This window comes from Chitinophaga oryzae, from assembly GCF_012516375.2.
GTDB lineage: Bacteria > Bacteroidota > Bacteroidia > Chitinophagales > Chitinophagaceae > Chitinophaga > Chitinophaga oryzae.
On sequence record NZ_CP051204.2, the window covers coordinates 3159497 to 3179321 of the forward strand.

Annotated in this window: 16 protein-coding genes; 7 read left to right on the forward strand and 9 right to left on the reverse strand. The window is 50.7% G+C overall.

Going from position 1 to position 19825, the window contains the following annotated elements:
- Positions 1–18: 18 nt before the first annotated feature.
- The 4 genes from HF324_RS13190 to HF324_RS13205 all read left to right on the forward strand — a co-directional run bounded on the left by HF324_RS13190 (position 19) and on the right by HF324_RS13205 (position 4237).
- On the forward strand, positions 19–1443 hold the full coding sequence (locus HF324_RS13190) for a RagB/SusD family nutrient uptake outer membrane protein (protein WP_168802914.1): 1425 nt from the start codon (positions 19–21) through the stop codon (positions 1441–1443).
- An 18-nt stretch (positions 1444–1461) separates the two neighbouring features.
- On the forward strand, positions 1462–2550 hold the full coding sequence (locus tag HF324_RS13195) for a TlpA disulfide reductase family protein (RefSeq protein WP_193114994.1): 1089 nt from the start codon (positions 1462–1464) through the stop codon (positions 2548–2550).
- Positions 2551–2596: 46 nt separating this feature from the next.
- Positions 2597–3805 carry a TlpA disulfide reductase family protein gene (locus HF324_RS13200; RefSeq protein ID WP_168802916.1) on the forward strand — a complete coding sequence of 403 codons (1209 nt, stop codon included), beginning with the start codon at positions 2597–2599 and terminating at the stop codon, positions 3803–3805.
- Between the two features lie 69 nt (positions 3806–3874).
- Positions 3875–4237, forward strand: coding sequence for a DUF2200 domain-containing protein (locus HF324_RS13205; protein ID WP_168859977.1), 363 nt, complete (start codon positions 3875–3877; stop codon positions 4235–4237).
- A gap of 51 nt (positions 4238–4288) precedes the next feature.
- On the opposite strand, the gene HF324_RS13210 is transcribed toward HF324_RS13205, so the two are convergent.
- From HF324_RS13210 to HF324_RS13250, 9 genes are all read right to left on the reverse strand, one after another.
- Positions 4289–5299 carry an NAD-dependent epimerase/dehydratase family protein gene (locus tag HF324_RS13210; protein WP_168859978.1) on the reverse strand — a complete coding sequence of 337 codons (1011 nt, stop codon included), beginning with the start codon at positions 5297–5299 and terminating at the stop codon, positions 4289–4291.
- Between the two features lie 69 nt (positions 5300–5368).
- On the reverse strand, positions 5369–5944 hold the full coding sequence (locus tag HF324_RS13215; protein ID WP_168859979.1) for a Crp/Fnr family transcriptional regulator: 576 nt from the start codon (positions 5942–5944) through the stop codon (positions 5369–5371).
- Positions 5945–6032: 88 nt separating this feature from the next.
- Complete coding sequence (locus HF324_RS13220; RefSeq protein WP_168802920.1) at positions 6033–7634, reverse strand: RagB/SusD family nutrient uptake outer membrane protein; 1602 nt, start codon at positions 7632–7634, stop codon at positions 6033–6035.
- Positions 7635–7690: 56 nt separating this feature from the next.
- A complete protein-coding gene (locus HF324_RS13225) occupies positions 7691–10846 on the reverse strand; it encodes a SusC/RagA family TonB-linked outer membrane protein (protein WP_220100738.1) in 3156 nt (1051 codons plus the stop codon).
- Between the two features lie 126 nt (positions 10847–10972).
- A complete protein-coding gene (locus HF324_RS13230) occupies positions 10973–12151 on the reverse strand; it encodes a FecR family protein (protein ID WP_168859980.1) in 1179 nt (392 codons plus the stop codon).
- Between the two features lie 86 nt (positions 12152–12237).
- Positions 12238–12828: an RNA polymerase sigma factor gene (locus HF324_RS13235; RefSeq protein ID WP_168802923.1), complete on the reverse strand. Its 591-nt coding sequence runs from the start codon at positions 12826–12828 to the stop codon at positions 12238–12240.
- A gap of 205 nt (positions 12829–13033) precedes the next feature.
- Positions 13034–13345 carry a hypothetical protein gene (locus tag HF324_RS13240; RefSeq protein WP_168802924.1) on the reverse strand — a complete coding sequence of 104 codons (312 nt, stop codon included), beginning with the start codon at positions 13343–13345 and terminating at the stop codon, positions 13034–13036.
- Positions 13346–13413: 68 nt separating this feature from the next.
- Positions 13414–15078, reverse strand: coding sequence for a vitamin K epoxide reductase family protein (locus HF324_RS13245; protein ID WP_168859981.1), 1665 nt, complete (start codon positions 15076–15078; stop codon positions 13414–13416).
- Positions 15079–15389: 311 nt separating this feature from the next.
- Entirely contained in the window at positions 15390–15890 is a 501-nt protein-coding gene (locus HF324_RS13250; protein ID WP_168802926.1) for a DUF4199 domain-containing protein, read from the reverse strand.
- 474 nt (positions 15891–16364) lie between these two features.
- On the opposite strand from HF324_RS13250, the gene HF324_RS13255 reads away from it, so the two are divergent.
- The 3 genes from HF324_RS13255 to HF324_RS13265 all read left to right on the forward strand — a co-directional run bounded on the left by HF324_RS13255 (position 16365) and on the right by HF324_RS13265 (position 19822).
- The gene (locus HF324_RS13255) at positions 16365–16649 is read left to right on the forward strand and encodes a hypothetical protein (RefSeq protein ID WP_168859982.1); all 285 of its coding nucleotides are present in this window, start codon (positions 16365–16367) and stop codon (positions 16647–16649) included.
- Between the two features lie 17 nt (positions 16650–16666).
- Positions 16667–17272, forward strand: a complete 606-nt coding sequence (locus HF324_RS13260) for a DUF6630 family protein (protein WP_168859983.1) — start codon at positions 16667–16669, stop codon at positions 17270–17272.
- Between the two features lie 141 nt (positions 17273–17413).
- A complete protein-coding gene (locus HF324_RS13265) occupies positions 17414–19822 on the forward strand; it encodes a TonB-dependent receptor (RefSeq protein WP_168859984.1) in 2409 nt (802 codons plus the stop codon).
- Positions 19823–19825: the final 3 nt, after the last annotated feature.

Genomic DNA, 19825 nt, shown 5'->3' on the forward strand with positions numbered 1-19825 from the left:
CAATTAAACCAGCTAATTATGATGAAAAGGATTATATATACGTTGCTCGGCGCTGTGGTGATCGCCAGTGCCGCCTGCCGGAAAGAACTAGGGAAACTGCCGGAAAACGCCAAAGTGGACGGTAACACCATCCTCGACCAGCGGACTTCTGAAATAGCGCTCAATGGCGTTTATTACCGGTTTGCCGCCGTGAATTCCGACAATGTCACCAAATGGTTTGAGCATGAGGTACCACCTGCGATGTTTGCGGGGTATATAGGCTATGGTTATGGCGCAGATGCCGCGGAGATCAATAATAACTATGCGAAGTCGGGCTTCGCCGATATTTACTGGACATCTTCCTACCAGTTGATCAACGCGGCCAACGGCGTGATAAAAGGTGTGAACGCCCTGGATGATAAACTGTTCACCGGCAACCGTAAAAAAGGAATACTGGCAGAAGCCCGCTTCCTGAGAGCTTACGGGCACTTCAAGCTGCTGAGTTTTTTTGGGCAGTGGTTTGATCTGAACAGTCCGTACGGCGCATTGATCCGCGAGGATTTTGTACAGGTAGACGCCGTGCCAAAAGCCCGCAGCTCTGTGAAAGACAGTTATGCCTTTATCCTGGCCGATGTGGACGAGGCCATTGCCAACGCGCCGGCGGAGAATAAAGCATGGTACGCCACCCGCTGGGCGGCCATGGCGCTCAAAATGCGGGTGCTGATGAGCCACGGGCAGCCAGGGGACTATCAACAGGTAAGTGATCTGGCGGATTCCATCATCCTCAACAGCAAATACAAACCGGAGCCGCAAACGAAAGACATCTTTTACACCAAGGGGCTGGGCAGCCCGGAAGTGATACTGGGCATCAAACCGCAACAAAACCAGGAGAGTTTCTACTATGTGCTCAGCAGGCAATACTGGCCGGGCGCTTCTTCGCTGTATATTGCCAAAACAGCGCTGAAAGACCTGCTACAGAACGATCCGCGCGGCGCCTGGATGATCGGTACCGAAAACAGATATACCAAAGGCACCTTTTATTTCCTGAAATATATCAAACAGGGAGACGCCCCTTCTATGCTGTCAGAAACGTCCTATGCTTTCCGTCTGACGGAAGTGTATCTGCTGAAAGCGGAAGCCATCGTGCGTTCCGGTGGTAGCTTACAGGCCGCCCGCAATATCCTGAAGGAAGTGATGGGCCGCGCAGGGGTGACCGATTTCAGCGCGGTAGATAACGCGGCTTCTGTGAACGAGCTGCTGAAACAGTTGTACCTCGAATTTGTGAGAAATCTCATTGCGGAAGACGGGCAGGAATGGATGGCGTTATTACGCCTGCCATCGTCGCTGATACAGGAGTTGCGTCCAACGGCCAATGACAAGATCAGATATATTTTGCCGATACCACATAGCGAGTTCCTTTACAATCCCGCTATTGGTCCACAGAACCCCGGCTACCAGCAATAATTGACCTTTAAAATTTTAATGATGCATCTCCACACGAAAACTTTTTTGACCGCCCTGTTGCTGGCCACTGCCTGCCAGCAAGCCGCCCCGCCGCATGCCACACTTACCGGGGAACTGAAGGGACTAAAAGATTCAGTCGTTTTTATCTCCGTACCGGTTGCCGATTCCGCCAGGACAGACACCGTGCCGGTGAAGGATGGTAAGTTCACCTGGACCGGAGTGGTCACCGAACCACAGAAAATTTATATCGGCACCTCTTCCCGTTATATGGAGCTGTTTATGGAGAACACGGACGTCAGCCTGAAAGGCAGCATGGATTCGCTGGACCAGGTGAAGATTACCGGTTCCGCTACGCAGACGGCCTATGAAGCCTATCAGCAATCGATCTCCGATATTACAGCCATCCAGGATTCGCTGTACCAGCAGTATCCGGCGGTGAAAGGGAATGATACCGCCGAGGCGGCGCTGGAAGCTAAACTGGAAACGCTGCGGGTGCAGCGGCGGGCGCGGAGCAAACAATACATCGCTGCCCATCCTGAAAGCCCGGTGAGCGTAGACCTCATTGCAGATATGGCCATTCTCGGCGAGTATGCGCCGCTGGACAGCCTGTACCGCCAGCTGACGCCTGCGGCGCAGCAGTCGGCCGCCGGTACCCGGCTGGGTAAACGGCTGGAGGTGCTGAAGCGGAGCGCTATCGGTCAACCGATGATCGACTTCACACAGGCGGACGTTAACGGTAAACCGGTGCGCCTGTCCGATTTCAAAGGCAAATACGTGCTGCTCGATTTCTGGGCCAGCTGGTGCGGCCCCTGCAGGGCGGAGAACCCTAACGTATTAAAGGCCTACAATACCTTCAAGGACAAAAACTTCACCGTACTTGGCGTATCGCTGGATGACAAAGCAGACAAGTGGAAGCAGGCCATCGAACAGGACGGCATGCCCTGGATGCAGGTGTCTGACCTGAAAGGTTTCCGCAACGAGGTAGCGCAGCAGTACGGTATACAGGCCATCCCTTGTTCGTTCCTCATAGACCCGCAGGGGATCATTATCGCCAAAGACCTGAGAGGAGCGGCCCTGCATACAAAGCTGGCGGAAACTCTTCAGTAAAAAATTAACCGGACTATTTAGCGCATCATCTTAAAACTAACATCACATGAAATATAATTGGTTCCTTTTTTCATGTTTGCTGCCAGCCTTGCAGGTATCGGCACAAGACAACAAATCTTTTACCCTGAAGGGAGACATCAAAGGGCTGCCTGACCGCTACATCTATTTGGGTTATGCCGAAGGCGCCAACAAGTTTAGGCAAGACAGCGTCATGACCCGTAACGGTAAATTCACCTTCTCCGGTGAGCTGTCGCAGCCTACGCAGGCCAGATTGTACGTTGACAAAGTGAAAGCGATGTATGGCGAAGGGGATGTAACCTCCTTTTTTATAGAGCCGGGCACCCTGCAGCTGAAATCGGCCACCGCAAAACTGAAAGACGCTAAACTCACCGGTTCCAAAGTACAGCTGGAACAGGAAGAGCTGGAGGCCATGCGGGCGCCGGTGATGAAAAAACTGGCTCCTTTGTCGGCTGCCTATGGCAAGCTGAACAAAGAATACGGAGCCGGCCTGCGTGCAAAGAAGACGGAGGCTGCGCTCGAACCGCTGAAAGATAAGCTGGAAAAACTGAAAGACCAGATGGAGCCGCATTACGAAGCCATGGAGAAAATCGACAAGGCATTCATCGATAAATACCCTGACTCTTATGTGAGCGCGCAGTTATTGCGTTTCCGTGTCAGCAGTATGCCTCTGAAAGAAGGAGAGGCTTACTATGCCCGTATGTCGCCGGAGATGCAGCAGAGCGCCGACGGTCTGGAGATTAAAAAGGAACTGGACGGACTGCGTGCCGGTTCGCCCGGCAGCGTGGCGCACACTTTCACCAAAACGGACATCGATGGTAAAACGCTGAACCTGTCGGACTTCAAAGGCAAATACGTGATGCTCGATTTCTGGGCCAGCTGGTGCGGCCCCTGCCGCAAAGGCAACCCGCACCTGAAAGCGTTGTACGGCAAGTATAAAGACAAAGGCTTTGAAATCATCGGTATCTCCGACGACGATTCCAATCACGACGCCTGGAAAAAAGCCGTGTCGCAGGATGGCATCGGCATCTGGAAACATGTGCTGCGCGGGCTCGACTGGGAAAAGCGGAAAAACAACCTGCCTAATCCCGAAGATGTCAGTGACGATTATGGTATCCATTCGTTGCCCACCAAAATCCTGATTGATCCCCAGGGCATGATCATTGGCCGCTATGGCGGCGGCGGAGAGGATGACGAAGCGATGGACAGGAAGCTGCGGGAGATATTCGGCGCGTAGCTTGGAGAGCCTTGTAAATGTCTCATTTACAAGGCTTTTTTCTTTAAATATTCAGCGGTATATTTGGGTATGAGCAATACCGATTCACATGACCAGCGTATCGCCAAAATGACCTTTGCTTCGGTCTACCCTTTGTTGTTGGCAAAAGTGGAAAAGAAGGGCAGAACAAAGGAAGAGTTGCATCAGGTGATAGCATGGCTGACCGGCTTCGATGACAAACAGCTGGAGAAACTGATACACGAGAAAGTGACCTATGAAACTTTCTTTCAGCGCGCCACGCTCAATCCCCGTGCGGGACTGATTACCGGCGTTATCTGCGGATACCGCGTAGAAGAGATCCAAAATCCGCTGACACAGCAGGTCCGCTATTTGGATAAGCTGGTGGACGAACTGGCGAAAGGGCGGAAGATGGAGAAGATCCTGAGGGGGTAGCAGCAATGGACAATAGCCCCCTGTGACAGATGGACTATTGCCCTGTATGGACTACAATAGTTCCTTATGCGTCATCAGATAAGCCAGCGCTTCTTTCACTACCTGCCGGTTATTCTTCGGGTTAAATCCCAATTCATTTCTTGACCTGGAGATGTCAAAATCCTGCTGCAAGCCGGAAAACATGGCAATATCCTTGGTGGTGAGCACAGGCGGTTTTCCGCTTATCCTGGCGGAAATTTCCATCACCCCGGCGATGGCGTAAAGCATAAACTTTGGAACGGCCCCCGGTATTTTCAATTTCAGCTCCGGGTAGAACTCCTGCGCCAGCTTAGTGGTGTCTGTAATAGTCATACATTTTTCATTGGCAAGAATATAACGCTGGCCCGGCCTGCCTTTCTGCGCGGCCAGATAACAGCCTTCAGCCACATCTTTTACGTCTACCCAGTTGAGGGTAATATTGGTGTCCACCGGTATTTGTTTGTTCAAAATCAGCTTTAGCACATTGTAAGAAACATTCAGCGGGGCGAATGCTTCGCCTCCTATCATTGCTCCCGGCATAACGGCCACCAATTCAATCCCGTGTTCTTCGGCCAGCTGAAATGCCAGTTTTTCGCCATCGTTTTTGGAGTTGTAATACATGTCCCGGCGGTCCGGGTTATAGCCGTTGCTTTCTTTTGTCGGGAGATGGGTGTAATTCAGCGCGGCGATGGAACTTACATAGACAATTCTTTTCACCCCTGCGGCTGCGGCAGCTTCTATTGTATTTCGGGTTCCCCGCATATTTACATCATAGATTTCTTTTTTGGGGTCTTTTGCCCATAGTTTGAAAGCGGCGCCTACTGCGTAAAAGGTATCTACGCCCTGCAGCGCGGCTTTAAAAGAGGTCTTGTCAGTAATATCTGCCTGTACCACTTCACAGTCCAGGTCTTTGAAACAGTCTTTGTTTTTGATGTTACGAACGGAAGCACGCACCGGGATTCCTTTTTGGAGGAGAAGTCTTACCAGGTTATTGCCAAGGTGTCCGTTGGCGCCGGATACAAGGGCCAGTTTTTTACTTGTCATATCCATTGAAATGGTTTTTAATAATAGGGCAAAGATCAACCCTGGTTATTCAAAAGCACTTCACAAATGTTACTTAATAATTTGTCTTCGGATACGGCTTAAACTTTTGGGGTTCATTCCAAGGAAGGACGCGATGTATTGCATTGGAACGTGGTGGAGTATTTCGGGATGTTCGTGGATCAGTTTTAAATAGCGCTCCTCGGCGCTGAGCGTTGCCAGCTCCTTCGAGCGTTTTTCATTATACGACAGCGATTGCTGGAACACGAGAATGCTGAAGTCCTTAAACGCCGGGCTTTGTTGGGTAAGCAGGTCCAGATGGGTCTTTGTAATGCGTAAAAGTTCACATTCGGTAATCGACTCAAGGTTTTCTTCGGACCTGGTTTGATCGATGAAATTAGTATAGGAAGTGATGAAACCCGGCGGACAGTTGATGTGGGATGTTATTTCATCTCCCTTGTCATTATAATGGAATAAACGGACAAAACCTGATATCACAAAATACAGATAGCCGGGGACCTTTCCTTCTTCTTCCAGTACCTGGTTTTTAGGGTATGACACCGGTTCAAAATATTGTACGCACAAGTCTCTTTCCTTATCAGAAAGTTTTACTTTTTGGGTAATAAGACGGACCAGTTGCTCGTGCATGCCGTAAAGTTAAAAAAAAGATCACACATTAGCCCTATACGCTTGTTAACAGGAATATACGGCTGATGTGTGATCTTTCTCTGTGGCATTAATACCCCGGATTCTGCGTTAACCCCGGCTCAATTTTCAAACTGCCGGAATGGAACGGCCACAGGTAGTTCCGTGATTGGAAAGAGCGGTCTTCTATCTTCAGGGACACCAGATTGCCATTTACCAGCCGGGTATGTCCCATGGCGGGTTTGGTCATCACCTGCTCACCGATTTTCCATCTTAAAATATCATCATAGCGTACTCCTTCGCCTGCCAGTTCTGTTCTCCGTTCATTTCTGATCAGCTCTACCCACTGCTGTTGCGTATAGGCGGCATACTTCGGTAGGGTTACGTCCGCTTCTTTCATGTCGAGACCTGCCCTGGTCCTCAGCTGGTTGATACAGCTTTTGGCGAGGTTGTCTACGCTGTTGGTCATGATTTTGGCTTCTGCGTAGGTGAGCAGTACTTCTGCATACCTTAATATCGGGAAGTGCATATTGCCCTCTCCTTTGAAGGCGTCTGTTTCGTCCACGAATTTTCTGAACCAGTAGCCGGAGCGGCTTGCCCGTTCTTTTTCATGGAACATGGGGCTGTTCTGGTCGTAGATGTTGATCGGCTCGTTAACGAATATATCGCCCTGGCCCATGATGCTGGCGGCATAGCGGGGATCTCTGTTCAGTTTCGGGTTCAGTTCGTATTCCTGTTTTGTATGCAGCGGGCAGGCGTCGATTTTATTGCCCTGTAATGTCCAGTAGGCATCTACCAGTGATTTTAGCGGTACGGCGTAAGACTGTCCTTTGCCTGTCCGGAAATGCGGGCCGAGATGTTCGAACGAGTTAGTGCCGCTGTTGCCGTGGCTTTGCATGTCCATGGTGATGATGAACTCTTTGTTGATTTTATCGCCTTTATAGCTGAACAGGTCTGCATAGTTCGGATACAGCGAGTAGTTGCCGCTGTCCATGATCTCTTTGGCCAGCCGCGCTGCCAGGTCATATCGGCCGTTGTACAGCGCGTAGCGCATAATCAGCGCTTTGAGCGAGTATTTGTTGAACATATAGCCGTCGGAGTTATACTCCTTGTCAGGCAGGCTGTTGGCGGTAGCTTCTGCCATGGGGAAAAGCGTGTTCAGTATTTCTTCCTTTGATTTGGCGGGTTGTATTACCTGGGAAATATCCACGGGTTCGAGATAAAAAGGGACGTTTCCCCAGCGGGACACTATTTTGAAATAGTGCCAGACCCGCAGTCCTTCCAGTATGCCTTTGTATTTTGTACGGATGGATTCATCTTCCACATAAGGCGTATTGATACTTTTTAAGTAGGTATTCAGACGGCCGATGTGTTTCATGTGGATGGTGTAGTAATATTCAAAAGCCCTTGTGTTGGCATCATAGCTGCCATTGGCAATACGTTGGTGGTTGTCGCCTTCCACGCGGCTGTAGGCATTATCTGATTTACTGTCTTCCATGTAAAAAAGCAGCCTTCTGTCGTCTTTATTGGTAAATACGTCCAGGTAGGTGCTGTATACCACGCGCCGGAGGTCTTCTTCAGTATTAAAGAACTCGTCGAATTTGGTGGCGGTGGGGTCCGGTTTGTCCAGGAATTTCTGGCATGCCGGCAGGAGCGCGGAGAGGAATGCCAGTAGAATGAGTCTCTTTTTCATCTGATGCATATTTTGCAGTGGAGTGAAATAAATTTTCGTTGGTGCGGCTACGTTCATTAAAACAGGGTGGCCCTGACGCCGAGGCTGTATACCGCCATGCGGGGATAGTTGCCGCTGCCGCCATCGCGTTCGGGCTCCAGTCCTTCCCAGCGGGTGAAGGTGATGGCGTCCTGCGCATTGACGTATACCCTTACGTTGCGGATCATTTTACCTGTTAACGGGAACGTATACCCCAGCTGCAGCACTTTCACGCGGAAGAAGGCGGCGTTGCCCAGCCAGATGTCGCTGAGGTAAGCGTTGGTGCTGGATCCGGTCCATACCCTGGGGAACCTGCTGTTGGGCGTTTCCGGTGTCCACCGGTTGTCTGCATAATACTGTTGCGGCCTGCCCAGTGAATTGCTGCTGCCATCCACCAGGATAGGGTAACCTTCCAGGCCGTTGAGGCGGCCGGTTCTTTTTCCGACGCCCTGGCCCAGCAGGTTGAAGTCCCAGTTTTTATACGTTAAACCAAGATTGATGGAATAGTTCAGGTGGGGGAAAGGGTCTCCCAGGTTGATCCTGTCTGCGTCGTTGATGATACCGTCGCCATTCTGATCTATATATTTGATATCGCCGGGGAGGGTATTGGGCAGTTTTGCGGGAGTGTTGTCCACATCGCGCTGGTCGCGGAAGAAGCCATCGCTTTTATAGCCGTAATAGTTATCAATGGCGATGCCTTTATACCAGATTTTATCGTTATCGTCTTTAAAAATGAGGGTGTCGCCATCCCTGTAACCGGCCTTCAGCACTTTGTTCCTGTTGTCAAACAACATGGCGCCGATGCTGTAGCCGAGGTTACCGATTTTATCCTGCCACTGAACGGAGATTTCGTACCCGTTGTTTTCCACTTCCCCGATGTTAAAAGCAGCTTCGAGAGAGCTGGAGCCGGTGATGGGCGGTACGGGGAACCTGGAATAGATCAGGTCGTAGGAGTTCTTTTTATAGGCTTCCGCCGTTACGCTCAACCGGTTGTCGAGCATGGTTAATTCTATCCCGATGTTACCCTGTTTTTGTTTTTCCCAGGTGAAGTTTAAGTTGGGCACACGCATGAGCCATCCCCATTCGTTGACGTTCTCTTCCCACAGGTACGGGTCTACGTTTTCGTTACCGATAAGGCCATAGGAGGCGCGGAGTTTCAGGTTGTTGATGATCCTGTTGTTGACCATGCCTTTCATGAAATGCTCGTTGGTGACGTTCCAGGCGATAGCGCCTGCGGGGAAAAAGCCCCATTGTTTGCCGGGGGCAAACTTGCTGCTACCATCTCCGCGGGCGGTGAACTCGAGGATATACCTGTTGTCAAAAGAGTAGTTCAGTTTACCGAAGAAAGAAGCTTTGGTGATTTCCTTATAGTCGGTGTAGTTGAAGCTCATCACTTCTGAGCCGGCGGTGACGTATATTTTATCCGCCTGGTGGCGCAGGCTGCCGGTGTAGTTGAGCAAACCGCGGGCGGTCAGCTGGCTTTGGCTTACGTCCTGGTCGGCGCCCACTTCATTCTTCCATATTTTCACCGGTTTACCGTTGCCGTCAAAGAATTTGAAAGTCTCCCGTGCTCTTTTGTTGGCAGATTTGCTGATCTGGTAAGACACGTTGCCTTCGAGGCTGAGGTGTTTGCTGATGTTATATCTTGGCCGCAGGTTCACGGAGCTGAAATCGTACAGGTTGTTCCGGGAGCCGCCGCGGTTAATGGAGGCGATGGGGTTCATATCATTGTACAGGATGTAATGCTCAGGTATACTGCTGTTGGGGTAGTATATCTGCTGGGTGGGATTCATCTTCCAGAGATTTTCATACAGTCCTGTTCCGTCATCATTTTCTTTGAGGCGGTTGATCTGCAGGCGGTGGGCATAGAAGTCTGCCAGCAGTACGAATTTATCAGCGATGTTCACATTGGTATTGAAGCGTGCGGAATATTTACCGGAGCCTTCGTAGGAGTTGAGGCCATTTTCTTTGAGGTAGCCCATCATGAGGTTGAAAGAGCCGATGCCGCCGCCGCCGGAAACGCTCATGGTGAGGTTCTGTGAGTTAGCCTTGCGGGGCATGCCTTCTTTGAGCCAGTCTACCGAAGGGGTTTCTCCGGATTCCATTTTGCGGATATCTTCATCGTTGTAAAGGGGTGTCTGACCCTGGAAGTTCCTCGCCTCGTTGTTTAATTTCATATAGTCGGTACCGTTAACGAACTTAGGCAGGTCGATGGGCCGCTGTATGGCGCCCCATGAGTTGACATCCACTTTAAACCGTCCCATCTGTCCGCGTTCCGTTTCTATGATGATTACCCCGTTGGCGCCGCGGGAGCCGTACATGGAGGCGGAGGCGGCATCTTTCAGTACGGTGATGCTTTTCACCTGGTTGGGGTCTATATCGTTGAGGCTTTGTTCCATCCCGTCTACGATCACGAGGGGGCCGGCATTCTGGAGGGTGCTGATGCCCCTGATGGTGATGCCGGGCACGCTGCCGGGCAGGTTGGTGGTTTGCTGGACGGTAACGCCGGGGACGGTGCCGGTAAAGGCTTCCTGCAGTTTGGCGATGGGCCGGGTTTTGGTGAGTTTAACGTCCACCTGGGCTACGGAAGAGGCCACGTGGCGGCGTTCCACTTCAGAGAAGCCCATTACCACCACTTCGGACAGGCTTTTGGTGCCTGTTTTCAGGCGTACTTCCATATTGGTATGGAGCTGGGCGGTTATTTCCATGGGTTGGAATCCCATGGCGCTGATGATGAGGGTGACGGCCTCCCGGGGGATTTTAATTTCGAACCGGCCATCGTTGCCGGTGGCGGTACCGATGTTGGTGCCTTTGATGAGGACGCTGGCGCCCGGTATGGGTTCACCTTTTTCGCTGGTGACCCTGCCGGTGGCGGTGAGGGTGGAGTCGGCGGCGCGGCCTGAGCGGCTGTTGAGCAGGATGCGGCCGTTGTCGATGGTATAGCGCAGCGGTTGATCGCGGAGCGCTATCTCCAGCACATGTTCCACCGTAGCGTTTTTGACATCGATGGTGACGGGCTTGGTGGCGGCCATCATGTTTTCACTATAGGCCACGGATACCCCGGCCTGGGCGGCCATTTCTTTGAGCACTTTTTTCAGCGGGGCGTTTCTTTCCGAAAGCGTGATCTGCTGCGATAAGGCTACGGCACTGCATTGCAGGCAGACCGCAAGCAGGAGGAAGGCGGTAAATCTCATAACGTAGAACATTTTGGTTGAACAGAGCGATTGCGGACCACAACGGTCTTGTTGTGGCTGTTTGGTTTTTTAACGTTGTCGGTTTATTGTGATCATAAAAGAATGGTGACTACACGGGCTGGCATTTTACCTGGTCTGTATTACTTTGATGGTCCTGCCTTCCAGTTTGAGTTTTACCTTGTCTGTTTCCAGCATCGGTAATATTTCCTGCAGGGACAGGTTACGGTTGATATATCCGCCGAAGCGGTTTCCTTCCGGCAGGGTGGCGAAATCGGCTTCCACGTCGTACCATCTCGACAGTTGTTTCAGCACACTGGCGAGGGTGGCGTTTTCGAAGTCGAAGTAGCCTGCTCTCCAGGCGGTGGCTTCGCGGAGGTCTGCCGGTTGCACGGAGATGGCGCCGGAGGTGTTGTTCACTGCAGCTGCCTGTCCGGGATGGAGGTAGCTTTCGTTGTTGCCGGATGTTACTTTCACTGCTCCCTGTATCAGCGTGGTGCGGGTAACCGGCTCGTCGGCATAGGCCATGACGTCGAAGCTGGTGCCCAGTACCTGTATTTCCATATTGTTCACTTTTACGATAAAGGGTTGTCCGGCCACCGGTTGGATATCAAAATAGGCTTGTCCCTGTATTTCCACGGTGCGGTGGTTGGCGGCGAACGACGTCGGATAGCGCATGCTGGATGCGGCGTTGAGCCATACGTGGCTGCCGTCGGGCAGCACTACGTTGAACTGCCCGCCACGGGGCACAGCCAGCAGGTTATATCTGACAATGGATGAAGGGCCGGCGGTAAGCGGGTAGAGTAGTTGTCCGTTGTGCTGCTGAACGGTCACATCGCCCTGCCGGATGACCTGGTTGCCGGCGCTGTCCAGCGTTACTACAGAGCCGTCTGAAAGGGTGAGCTTCGCTTTGTTGCTGCCCGGTGATCCTGTTTGTACGGCGCGTTGATGTGCCAGCCGGGGTGCTGCCGGTTGGCGGGTGATATAAAAACCGATGGCTGTCGACAGCAGTAGGGCCACGGCGGCGGCGGCGCTCCATTTTAAATAACGGAAGGAGCGCACGGGCGTCACGCCGGTGCGGCCGATTTCCTGCAGCAGCCGTGTCTCTATACGGTCTCCCAGGCCTTGCGGCAGGTCATGTTTTTCTTGCAGGACACGCTCGAATTCCTGTTGCATGGCTGCCAGCAGGGGGCGCCTGGATGCGGTGGTGTTAAGATATCCGAACAACGTATCCATTTCTTCCCGGCTGCACTGCCCGTTCAGATAACGCTGAAACAGCTGCTCGTAAGCGTTTTCAGGTTGTGACATATTTTTTCATTGCCCCTTTTGCAAAGGGGGGTACTATATATTATCCGGAAATAATAAAAGAGGGTACCCCTGTGGGAAAATATTTTTTAATAAAAGGCGGAGATCAGCCAGATCGCCATAAAAATGTCGCCGTGGCGGTAGACATAGTCTTCGATGAAGCGCATGCCCAGCACCATGTGTTTTTTTACCGCGTTACGGGAAATGCCCAGGATGGCCGCGGCTTCGTCGTAGCTTTTCCCTTCCTGGCGGCATAAACGGAACACCTTCAGACGCTGGGTGGTTAGTTTGGAAAGTGCTTCCTCGAAAAGGCGTTCGTATTCCCGGGTGCGTACCACTTCTTCGGGTTGCGCCGGGTCAATATCTGCCAGCTGCCGGTATAACTGCTCCCGCATCTGCTCGTCAGTGGCCAGTCGTGATATGGTTTTAAAGACATGGTTGCGGGCGATACGGTAAAGGTACCCGCTGAAAGAAAGTTTTGGGTTAATACGCTCCCTGACCTCCCAGATTTTGAGAAATACGTCGTGCACCAGGTCTTCTGCAAGAGAAGGGACCTTACAGAAACGCAGCAGATAAATGTATAAAGCAGGATGGTAGTGCCGGTAGATGCCCGAAAAGGCCGATTCATCCCCCTGGATCATCCGCAACAGCACTTCTTCTTCCGTGGACATACGCTCCATACCTTAAAATAAGACTTTTTTGAATCGCCCGTAATCAATTAAAGAAATAGAATAATGTGTCGGTAAAGATAGAAAAGAGCGGAGGGAAATAAAAGCGGTGCCGCAGGCAGAGGGGAAGAAAAGCTTCCGGGTAGTTGACAGAGAGGAATAAAAGGGCATGCCCGCTACCGTTATGATGGCAGCGGGCATACCTGTAAAGATGCTTTTAAGCGAGGCATTCTGCGGACGCGGCGCTGGCCGAATAATCCAATGCTTTGCAAATGCAACGGTTGACAGAATTGGTTTCGCAAATGCCTGCTGCATTTGGATCACCTGGTACGGCAATGGTGCAGGACCGCTGGTCGCGACAGCGTCCGCCGCCGCTACCGTCAGCGCAGATGCCGTCAGAACATACAAGGCCGGGAGGGCATTCCATGTCGGATTGACAGCCGGCACCACCGGATACAGCTTTCATTTGTTCCCTGCTAAGGATTTCCCGCGCGCCGAGTTCCAGCGCCTTCAACTTTAAGGCTTTCATGCATTAAATTTTGATGATTAAAAAATGGATGCCCCTATAAGGCCGGGGCCATCAGGCCTTAATTTTACTTACACGTTGAGGATGTATTTCAGGTCTTTGATTTGATAGATGTCGGGAAGCTGGTATAATGCAGTGGTTGTCTGGTCAGCAGACGGCATAGAGAGGAAAAAAGTGGGCGTGGCCTTGATGCCCGCCCTGTCGCACCAGCTTCTCATCGCCTCCACTTTCTTTCCCTGCCTGGCCATCGCGCCGTCAGGGAGCATGTACTTACCGGAGAATTGCCGGTAGTCTTTCGTGGGTGACAGGTACCAGCCATCGAGCACTTCTTTGAGCTGCCGGTTATCTCCGCTTTCAGCTACGGCCAGAAAATGTTTGACAGGGAGGCTGCGGTGATCATCTTCTTTATTGGTGGCGGTGAATATAATCTGTACCTGTAAATCGTCGCTACCATGCAGTAGTTCCTCAATAGGCGCATGTGCTTTCGAACATGGCCCGCAGTAAGGGTTACAAACTTTGACCAGTTTTATACGGGCATCGGGATTGCCCAGGGTGATACCCAGTCCGGTGGTGCTTTCTTCCACGGCTTTTTGTTTGGCTAACAGCGCTTCAAATATCTGCTGGTTATGTTTCAGCTGATTAAACTTCATCTTGTTTTGCCGCGCCTCCCTGGAAGCGCGGAAAGCGGGCATCAGTTGCGTGATCACCAGGAATGGCAACAAGTAAGACAGCGCAAAGGAGATACCGGTAAACAGTGTGATGGATGATAAAGGCGCAAGCGTATGCCATTTTCCCGCAATTGGGATCAGTAATTGCAGCAAAAGAATGAACTGTACCGACAAACAAAGCAGGCACCATTGTTTGGCTACTTTCCACTGATAGTAGACAGAAAAGATAGTATAAGGCGCTGCCAGGACTGTTAGCCCCGACATGACCAGCAGCGACTGTACGCTGGTGATGCCGGAGAACAACATAAACAGGAGGCTGCCGGTAAAATAACTGGTGCCAATGATACTCCAGCTGATGCCGGCAATTTTAGACGCTTTGGAGTGGACCACGGCGCCACAATTTACTTTTTTTCCGGCGGTACAGATCTGTTGCAGTAAAGGATTATACTGATCGGTTTCATACCAGAGCAACAGGAAGCCCACCATCGCACCCAGCACGGCAGTGAGTGTAAAACCAACAGGCAGCAGGGCGTTCCATCCCTCCAGGAAAAGGGCTGCCGCCATAGCGAGCAGGCTGATGAATGGCAGGATGAATAGTTTCGCATACTGCAGTGTCAACTGCCGTTTTTCAGCATTGATATGTTGTTGGTAGTCCGCTTCCCCTGCATGTTCACCTGCTTCCGCCAACAGCACCAATCCCATATAGTTCTTCTGAAAGTTTTCTGTAGCGGCGGTCTTCCAGCTGCGGGTCTCCTTGTCATAATAAGTTACCTGCCGTTCATCTATTTTCCGGACAACCGTAAAATAAACGCCAATGCCATCATGACTGCTGATTTGTGTCAGAAAAGGCGCCGGCAGTTGCGGTAATTGCTCAGCATCAAATTTCGCCAGGAGATTTTCCACGCCGAATTTCGAAAGGATGTCACTGACACTGAGTATACCGGGAAAGTCAGGGTGAGATTCCATCTCTGTGGCCAGCGTTGTAAGAGAGACCTTTACCTTTAAATGATCGAGCAGCAGTTTGGTGGACGCTACTTCACCGCTAACAGGGAATATTAGTTGCTTCAAACGGGATAACATAAGACAAATCGTTGAGGGTATTAAATAAGACAGACAGATTTTAAAGTTGACAGATTTGGTATCGGGAATTTGTTGAAATGAATCTAAAACAAAAAATCAATCAAAAAAAATATTCGGATAAATCTTGTTGGTCATCGGGCAACAAGCGGATGTCTTTCCGCATGGAATAATCACTTTGAAAGTTTTTTTCCAGCAGGGGAGGTTGTTTTACAAACTTTCCGTGTTGTGGCAGGAGATAAAAAAACTCCTGCACCGGCAGATGCAGGAGTTTTTATTTTATAGAAGATAAACGCTGTGGTTTACGGCTGGGGAGACTTGTTCATCGGTTTTTTCTGCGCAGCTGCGGCGCCTACCAGCGAAGCGATAGCGCCAAAGAAAAGGCTGAAAACCAGGCCGCCGACTACCATGAATACCAGGAAGAATTTTTTGGTGAAGTTGATGCCCATTTCAATCTGATCTTCGGATGCGCCTTTCTTTTCCATCTCTGCACGGGACACTTCAATCGCTTTGTCCTTGATGTCCGGGAATATCATCAGCATTATAACGGAGAAGATCACCGTGATCACGGTGATGATCATGGTTGCCTTAAAACCGTTCGCGAAAACGTTGCCGAAGGTAACGTAACCGTCGTTGATCTTTGCGTAGTTGATACAGGTGATTACAATGCCGACAAACATAACAGCAACGCCAACCCATTGTGCCCATCGTTCCTGGTTGAGGTTCAAAATGTAAAATAAGACGGATAATACAACTAATATCGCGCTGATGATCAGGCCATACTGTGCATAGTTTTTGTTCATGAGGTGATAGTTTTATAAGGATGATAGAATTTGCCCTGCTCTCACTTATGTAAACGCACTCTAATATACGTTGAAACGAGAGCGGGACAAACAGTTTTTGGATTAATTTATTATGGTGTTGATAATCAATTAATTATTCCGTACAACGGTCTGCGTAAAAATTAGTAGCTTTAAGCCAAACAAATTGTTTGTCCCGATGACTATTGGTCACATTACCGCCCTTCTAATTTGGACGCTGGTCTACTGCCTGGCTACCTTTGCATTTGTACTACTCATAAAAAGGAAATACAAGAAAAACTGGTATAAAGTTGAACTGAAACTGGGAGGTGGCCACATAGATGCCGCTACTGTAATACTGGTGGGCGGCGGCGTTTTGGCAACCATTGTCATGTTTATATTTAGGGCTGTTGTGCTATTGACAAACATATGCTGATTTTTGCGCCCTGTGTTTTCTGCTTTAATGTTGTATCCTGTATGTCGAACAAACAATTTGCACTGGCCGGTTTGTGGATGACCGCCATTGTTTTCGCTGTTACAACCCTCGTTACCTGCCAGAATGAGCTCAACAACGATGGCTCCATGGAAGTGGGCTTTCCCTTTGTATTTTACCGGAAGAGTTACGGCATGAACATCACTACCGGTGAAACGGGCATGGCGGTTTCTTTCGAAAGCCGTCACCTCGTAAAAGATATTGTCATAGCCACGTTCCTGTCACTGGGGGTATTGGTATTATGGAATCGATTTAAAAAAACAACCTAACCGTTAAGTGTTTAACTATGAATGCAAATTTTCTCCGTCACCTTGTTTTACCCGAAGAAGAAAAGCAGCTGAGCTCCGCCCAGGACGATGAGCAGCTACTGGATGCCCTGCTGAAGCATCGCTATCTATTGATGATTGACTGGAAAGGGGAGGAAGAACCCAATCAGATAGGGGATTTCCTGAAAACCAGGGCCGCTGCGCTCAAACCAGGCTTTGATTTAGATACTGAAAGTGTTTACAGGTCCCTCCAGGAGGAGGCCGCGGGTTTTGAACCGGGCGACAGTGTCCCTTTTCTGCTCAAGTCATTCCAGCAATTGCTCAAAAAAGAAAAGCTGGCCATTGTGCAACTGGACCGCGGCGATGACAGCTATTATATCTCCCTGACAACAGATAAAAACGCAAAGGACTTAAAGAAACAATCTTCTGAGGTCTGGGCCTGGCGACCCGCCGGACAAGGCACCGGGGAAGTGTTGTATACCGTATATTGCTCCTGTGGCAGCATGAACGTATGGCAGGTGAAGCGGGGTGAAGTGATCACCGAAAGTAACTGCGATGACTGTAACCGGGAGATCTTCGATAAAGACGGTAAATCGTCTCTTCCTGTTCAAAAGGACTATGTATAGAATGTAGTTTTATCGGCATTGATTGTCAGTCGATATGACAAATTTTAGCGATTTTTCCTGATTGCGAAAATCAATTTCCCGATGGCGTAACTCAACCGGGATTCGCAGCCCTACTTTTGCACGCAAAATGTAAAAGATATCATGGAGCCGTACTATCTGCGAATCCCGGCGAAACGCATACTTACACTGTTAGCAGTCCTGTTGGCTATATGCGGACAGGCATCCGCAGACGATATTCTGTCTGCCATCAAAGGAAAGGTACTTACATCGGATGGGCTGCCTGCACCCTACGTAACCGTTAGAATACAACACTCCAATCACGGCGCCCTCACAGACGCCAATGGCGAATTTGTGATCAAAAGGGTGAAACCCGGCAATTATACCCTTGTCGTATCGCTCGTCGGCTATGAAAATGTGCTACAGGAAGTAGCGGTGGAAACGGATAAGATCAGCCAGACCACTATCACCCTGGGTGCTTCCGGTCAGCAAATGAAGGAAATCACCGTTGTAGGGGAATATAACCGCTATACGGTACTTACCCCCTCCAATTCCCTCCGCCTGAACGCACCCCTCGTAGAAATACCACAAAGCATCTCGGAGATCTCCAAAGAAGTGCTGGCCGACCAGCAGATCTTCAACATGCACGAAGGCGTTACCCGTAATGTAAGCGGCGCCTCACGGCTGGGCCACTGGGATATGTACTCCAATATCCAAATCCGTGGCTCCCGCGCCAGCTCCCTCCGCAACGGCATGAACGTATATATCAGCTCCTGGAGCCCGCTCACGGAAGATATGAGCATGGTGGACCGCATCGAATTCATCAAAGGCCCCGCAGGCTTTATGATGTCCAACGGAGAACCCGGCGGCCTGTACAACGTAGTCACTAAAAAGCCTACCGGCATCAGCCAGGGGGAAGTCACCATGTCACTCGGCAGCTATGACAACTACCGCACCACCCTGGACCTCGACGGGAAACTGTCTAAGAACGGAAAACTGCTGTACCGCCTCAACCTGGCAGGTGAACTGAAAAACGGCTGGCGCGATTTCGATTATACCAACCGCTACAGCATCTCCCCGGTACTCAAATACCTGATCGACGAAAAGAACGCCGTAACGCTGGAATACAACCTCCAGTATATGCAGCTGCCGGTGATCGGCGGTAACTATTCCTTCTCCAAACGTGGTTATGGCGATCTGCCCATGAACTTCACCACCATCGAAGGCAATATGGCCCCCACCAAAATCAGCGATAACAGCGTCATGGCTTATTATGAACATAAGTTCAGCCCCGGCTGGAAGCTGACTGCCCAGTTCGGTTATTTCCATTACAGACAGACCGGCCAGAGCATGTGGCCCTCCGGCTTCTCCACCAAAGGAAATGACAGCCTGCTGCAGCGGAACATCAACATCTGGGATGCACTGGGCCTGAATAAAACCGCACAGGTATTTGTGAACGGCACCTTCCGTACCGGCGCCCTGACACACAATATCCTCGGCGGCGTGGACATGAAATACAGCAACTATTATGCTGACTGGGCACAAGGCGGCGCCTACGGCGATTCCACCTTCAATATTTACCAGCCTAAACACGGCAACGTGGTGCAGCATAAATGGGACCGATCTGCGGATATCCGTACCCGTGGCGTACAATATGACTATGGCTACAGCGCCGTATACCTGCAGGACCAGGTGGGCTTCTTCGATGACCGTCTCCGTGTAACCGTCGCCGGCCGCTACACCACCAACAACGTGGTAAGCCCTTACGACGGCACCAACAAAGACAGCAAATTCACCCCCCGCTTCGGTGTCAGCTACTCCTTCGACAGGAACAGCTCCATCTACGGCGTATATGACGTAAGCTTCATCCAGAACCCGGGACTCGACTGGCAGAAAAAACCATTTGATCCCATGACCGGCGACAACATTGAGTTTGGCGTTAAACGCGACTGGTTCAAAGGCCGCTTTACCTCCACGCTCGCGGTATACCAGATCACTAAAAACAATGTGCTGACCACAGACCTGGACCATCCGGACCCCGTAACCAAAAACTTCATCTACAGCCGCCAGAACGGACAGCAGCGCATCCGCGGACTGGAAGCCGATTTCCAGGGAGAAGTGGTGAAAGGGCTGAACCTGGTGGTAAACTACGCCTATACAGACGGTATCGTGTCTAAAGACGCCAAACCTGAACTGACAGGCAACTATGTGCCGGGCATCGCCAAACATATCCAGAACACCTGGCTGAGCTACACCATCGGAGACGGCGTGCTGAAAGGTCTCCGTGGAAACGTGGGCTATCAATACCAGGCAGGCCGTGTAGCCGGCCAGGTATATGACAAAAGCGAAAATTTCCTGCCGGACTATTTCAGAATGGACGCCGGCCTGGGATATACGGTTAATAAATTCAGCGTGAACGTGCTGGTCAACAATGTGCTGAACAAATACCTGTTCACCGGCGCCCCTTCCGCTGATGGCTATGGCAATAAAATCTATTACTGGCAAACAGAACCCGGACGTAACGTGCGGATGAGCGTTGGCTATCGTTTCTAAACT

Excerpts from the sequence above, each read along its gene's own strand:
- HF324_RS13220 (WP_168802920.1), bottom strand. The coding sequence starts at position 7,634 with ATGAAAAAGAGACTCATTCTACTGGCATTCCTCTCCGCGCTCCTGCCG.
- HF324_RS13200 (WP_168802916.1), top strand. The coding sequence starts at position 2,597 with ATGAAATATAATTGGTTCCTTTTTTCATGTTTGCTGCCAGCCTTGCAG.
- HF324_RS13260 (WP_168859983.1), top strand. The coding sequence starts at position 16,667 with ATGAATGCAAATTTTCTCCGTCACCTTGTTTTACCCGAAGAAGAAAAG.
- HF324_RS13250 (WP_168802926.1), bottom strand. The coding sequence starts at position 15,890 with ATGAACAAAAACTATGCACAGTATGGCCTGATCATCAGCGCGATATTA.
- HF324_RS13235 (WP_168802923.1), bottom strand. The coding sequence starts at position 12,828 with ATGGAGCGTATGTCCACGGAAGAAGAAGTGCTGTTGCGGATGATCCAG.
- HF324_RS13195 (WP_193114994.1), top strand. The coding sequence starts at position 1,462 with ATGATGCATCTCCACACGAAAACTTTTTTGACCGCCCTGTTGCTGGCC.
- HF324_RS13190 (WP_168802914.1), top strand. The coding sequence starts at position 19 with ATGATGAAAAGGATTATATATACGTTGCTCGGCGCTGTGGTGATCGCC.
- HF324_RS13205 (WP_168859977.1), top strand. The coding sequence starts at position 3,875 with ATGAGCAATACCGATTCACATGACCAGCGTATCGCCAAAATGACCTTT.
- HF324_RS13210 (WP_168859978.1), bottom strand. The coding sequence starts at position 5,299 with ATGACAAGTAAAAAACTGGCCCTTGTATCCGGCGCCAACGGACACCTT.
- HF324_RS13230 (WP_168859980.1), bottom strand. The coding sequence starts at position 12,151 with ATGTCACAACCTGAAAACGCTTACGAGCAGCTGTTTCAGCGTTATCTG.
- HF324_RS13215 (WP_168859979.1), bottom strand. The coding sequence starts at position 5,944 with ATGCACGAGCAACTGGTCCGTCTTATTACCCAAAAAGTAAAACTTTCT.
- HF324_RS13265 (WP_168859984.1), top strand. The coding sequence starts at position 17,414 with ATGGAGCCGTACTATCTGCGAATCCCGGCGAAACGCATACTTACACTG.
- HF324_RS13240 (WP_168802924.1), bottom strand. The coding sequence starts at position 13,345 with ATGAAAGCCTTAAAGTTGAAGGCGCTGGAACTCGGCGCGCGGGAAATC.
- HF324_RS13255 (WP_168859982.1), top strand. The coding sequence starts at position 16,365 with ATGTCGAACAAACAATTTGCACTGGCCGGTTTGTGGATGACCGCCATT.
- HF324_RS13225 (WP_220100738.1), bottom strand. The coding sequence starts at position 10,846 with ATGAGATTTACCGCCTTCCTCCTGCTTGCGGTCTGCCTGCAATGCAGT.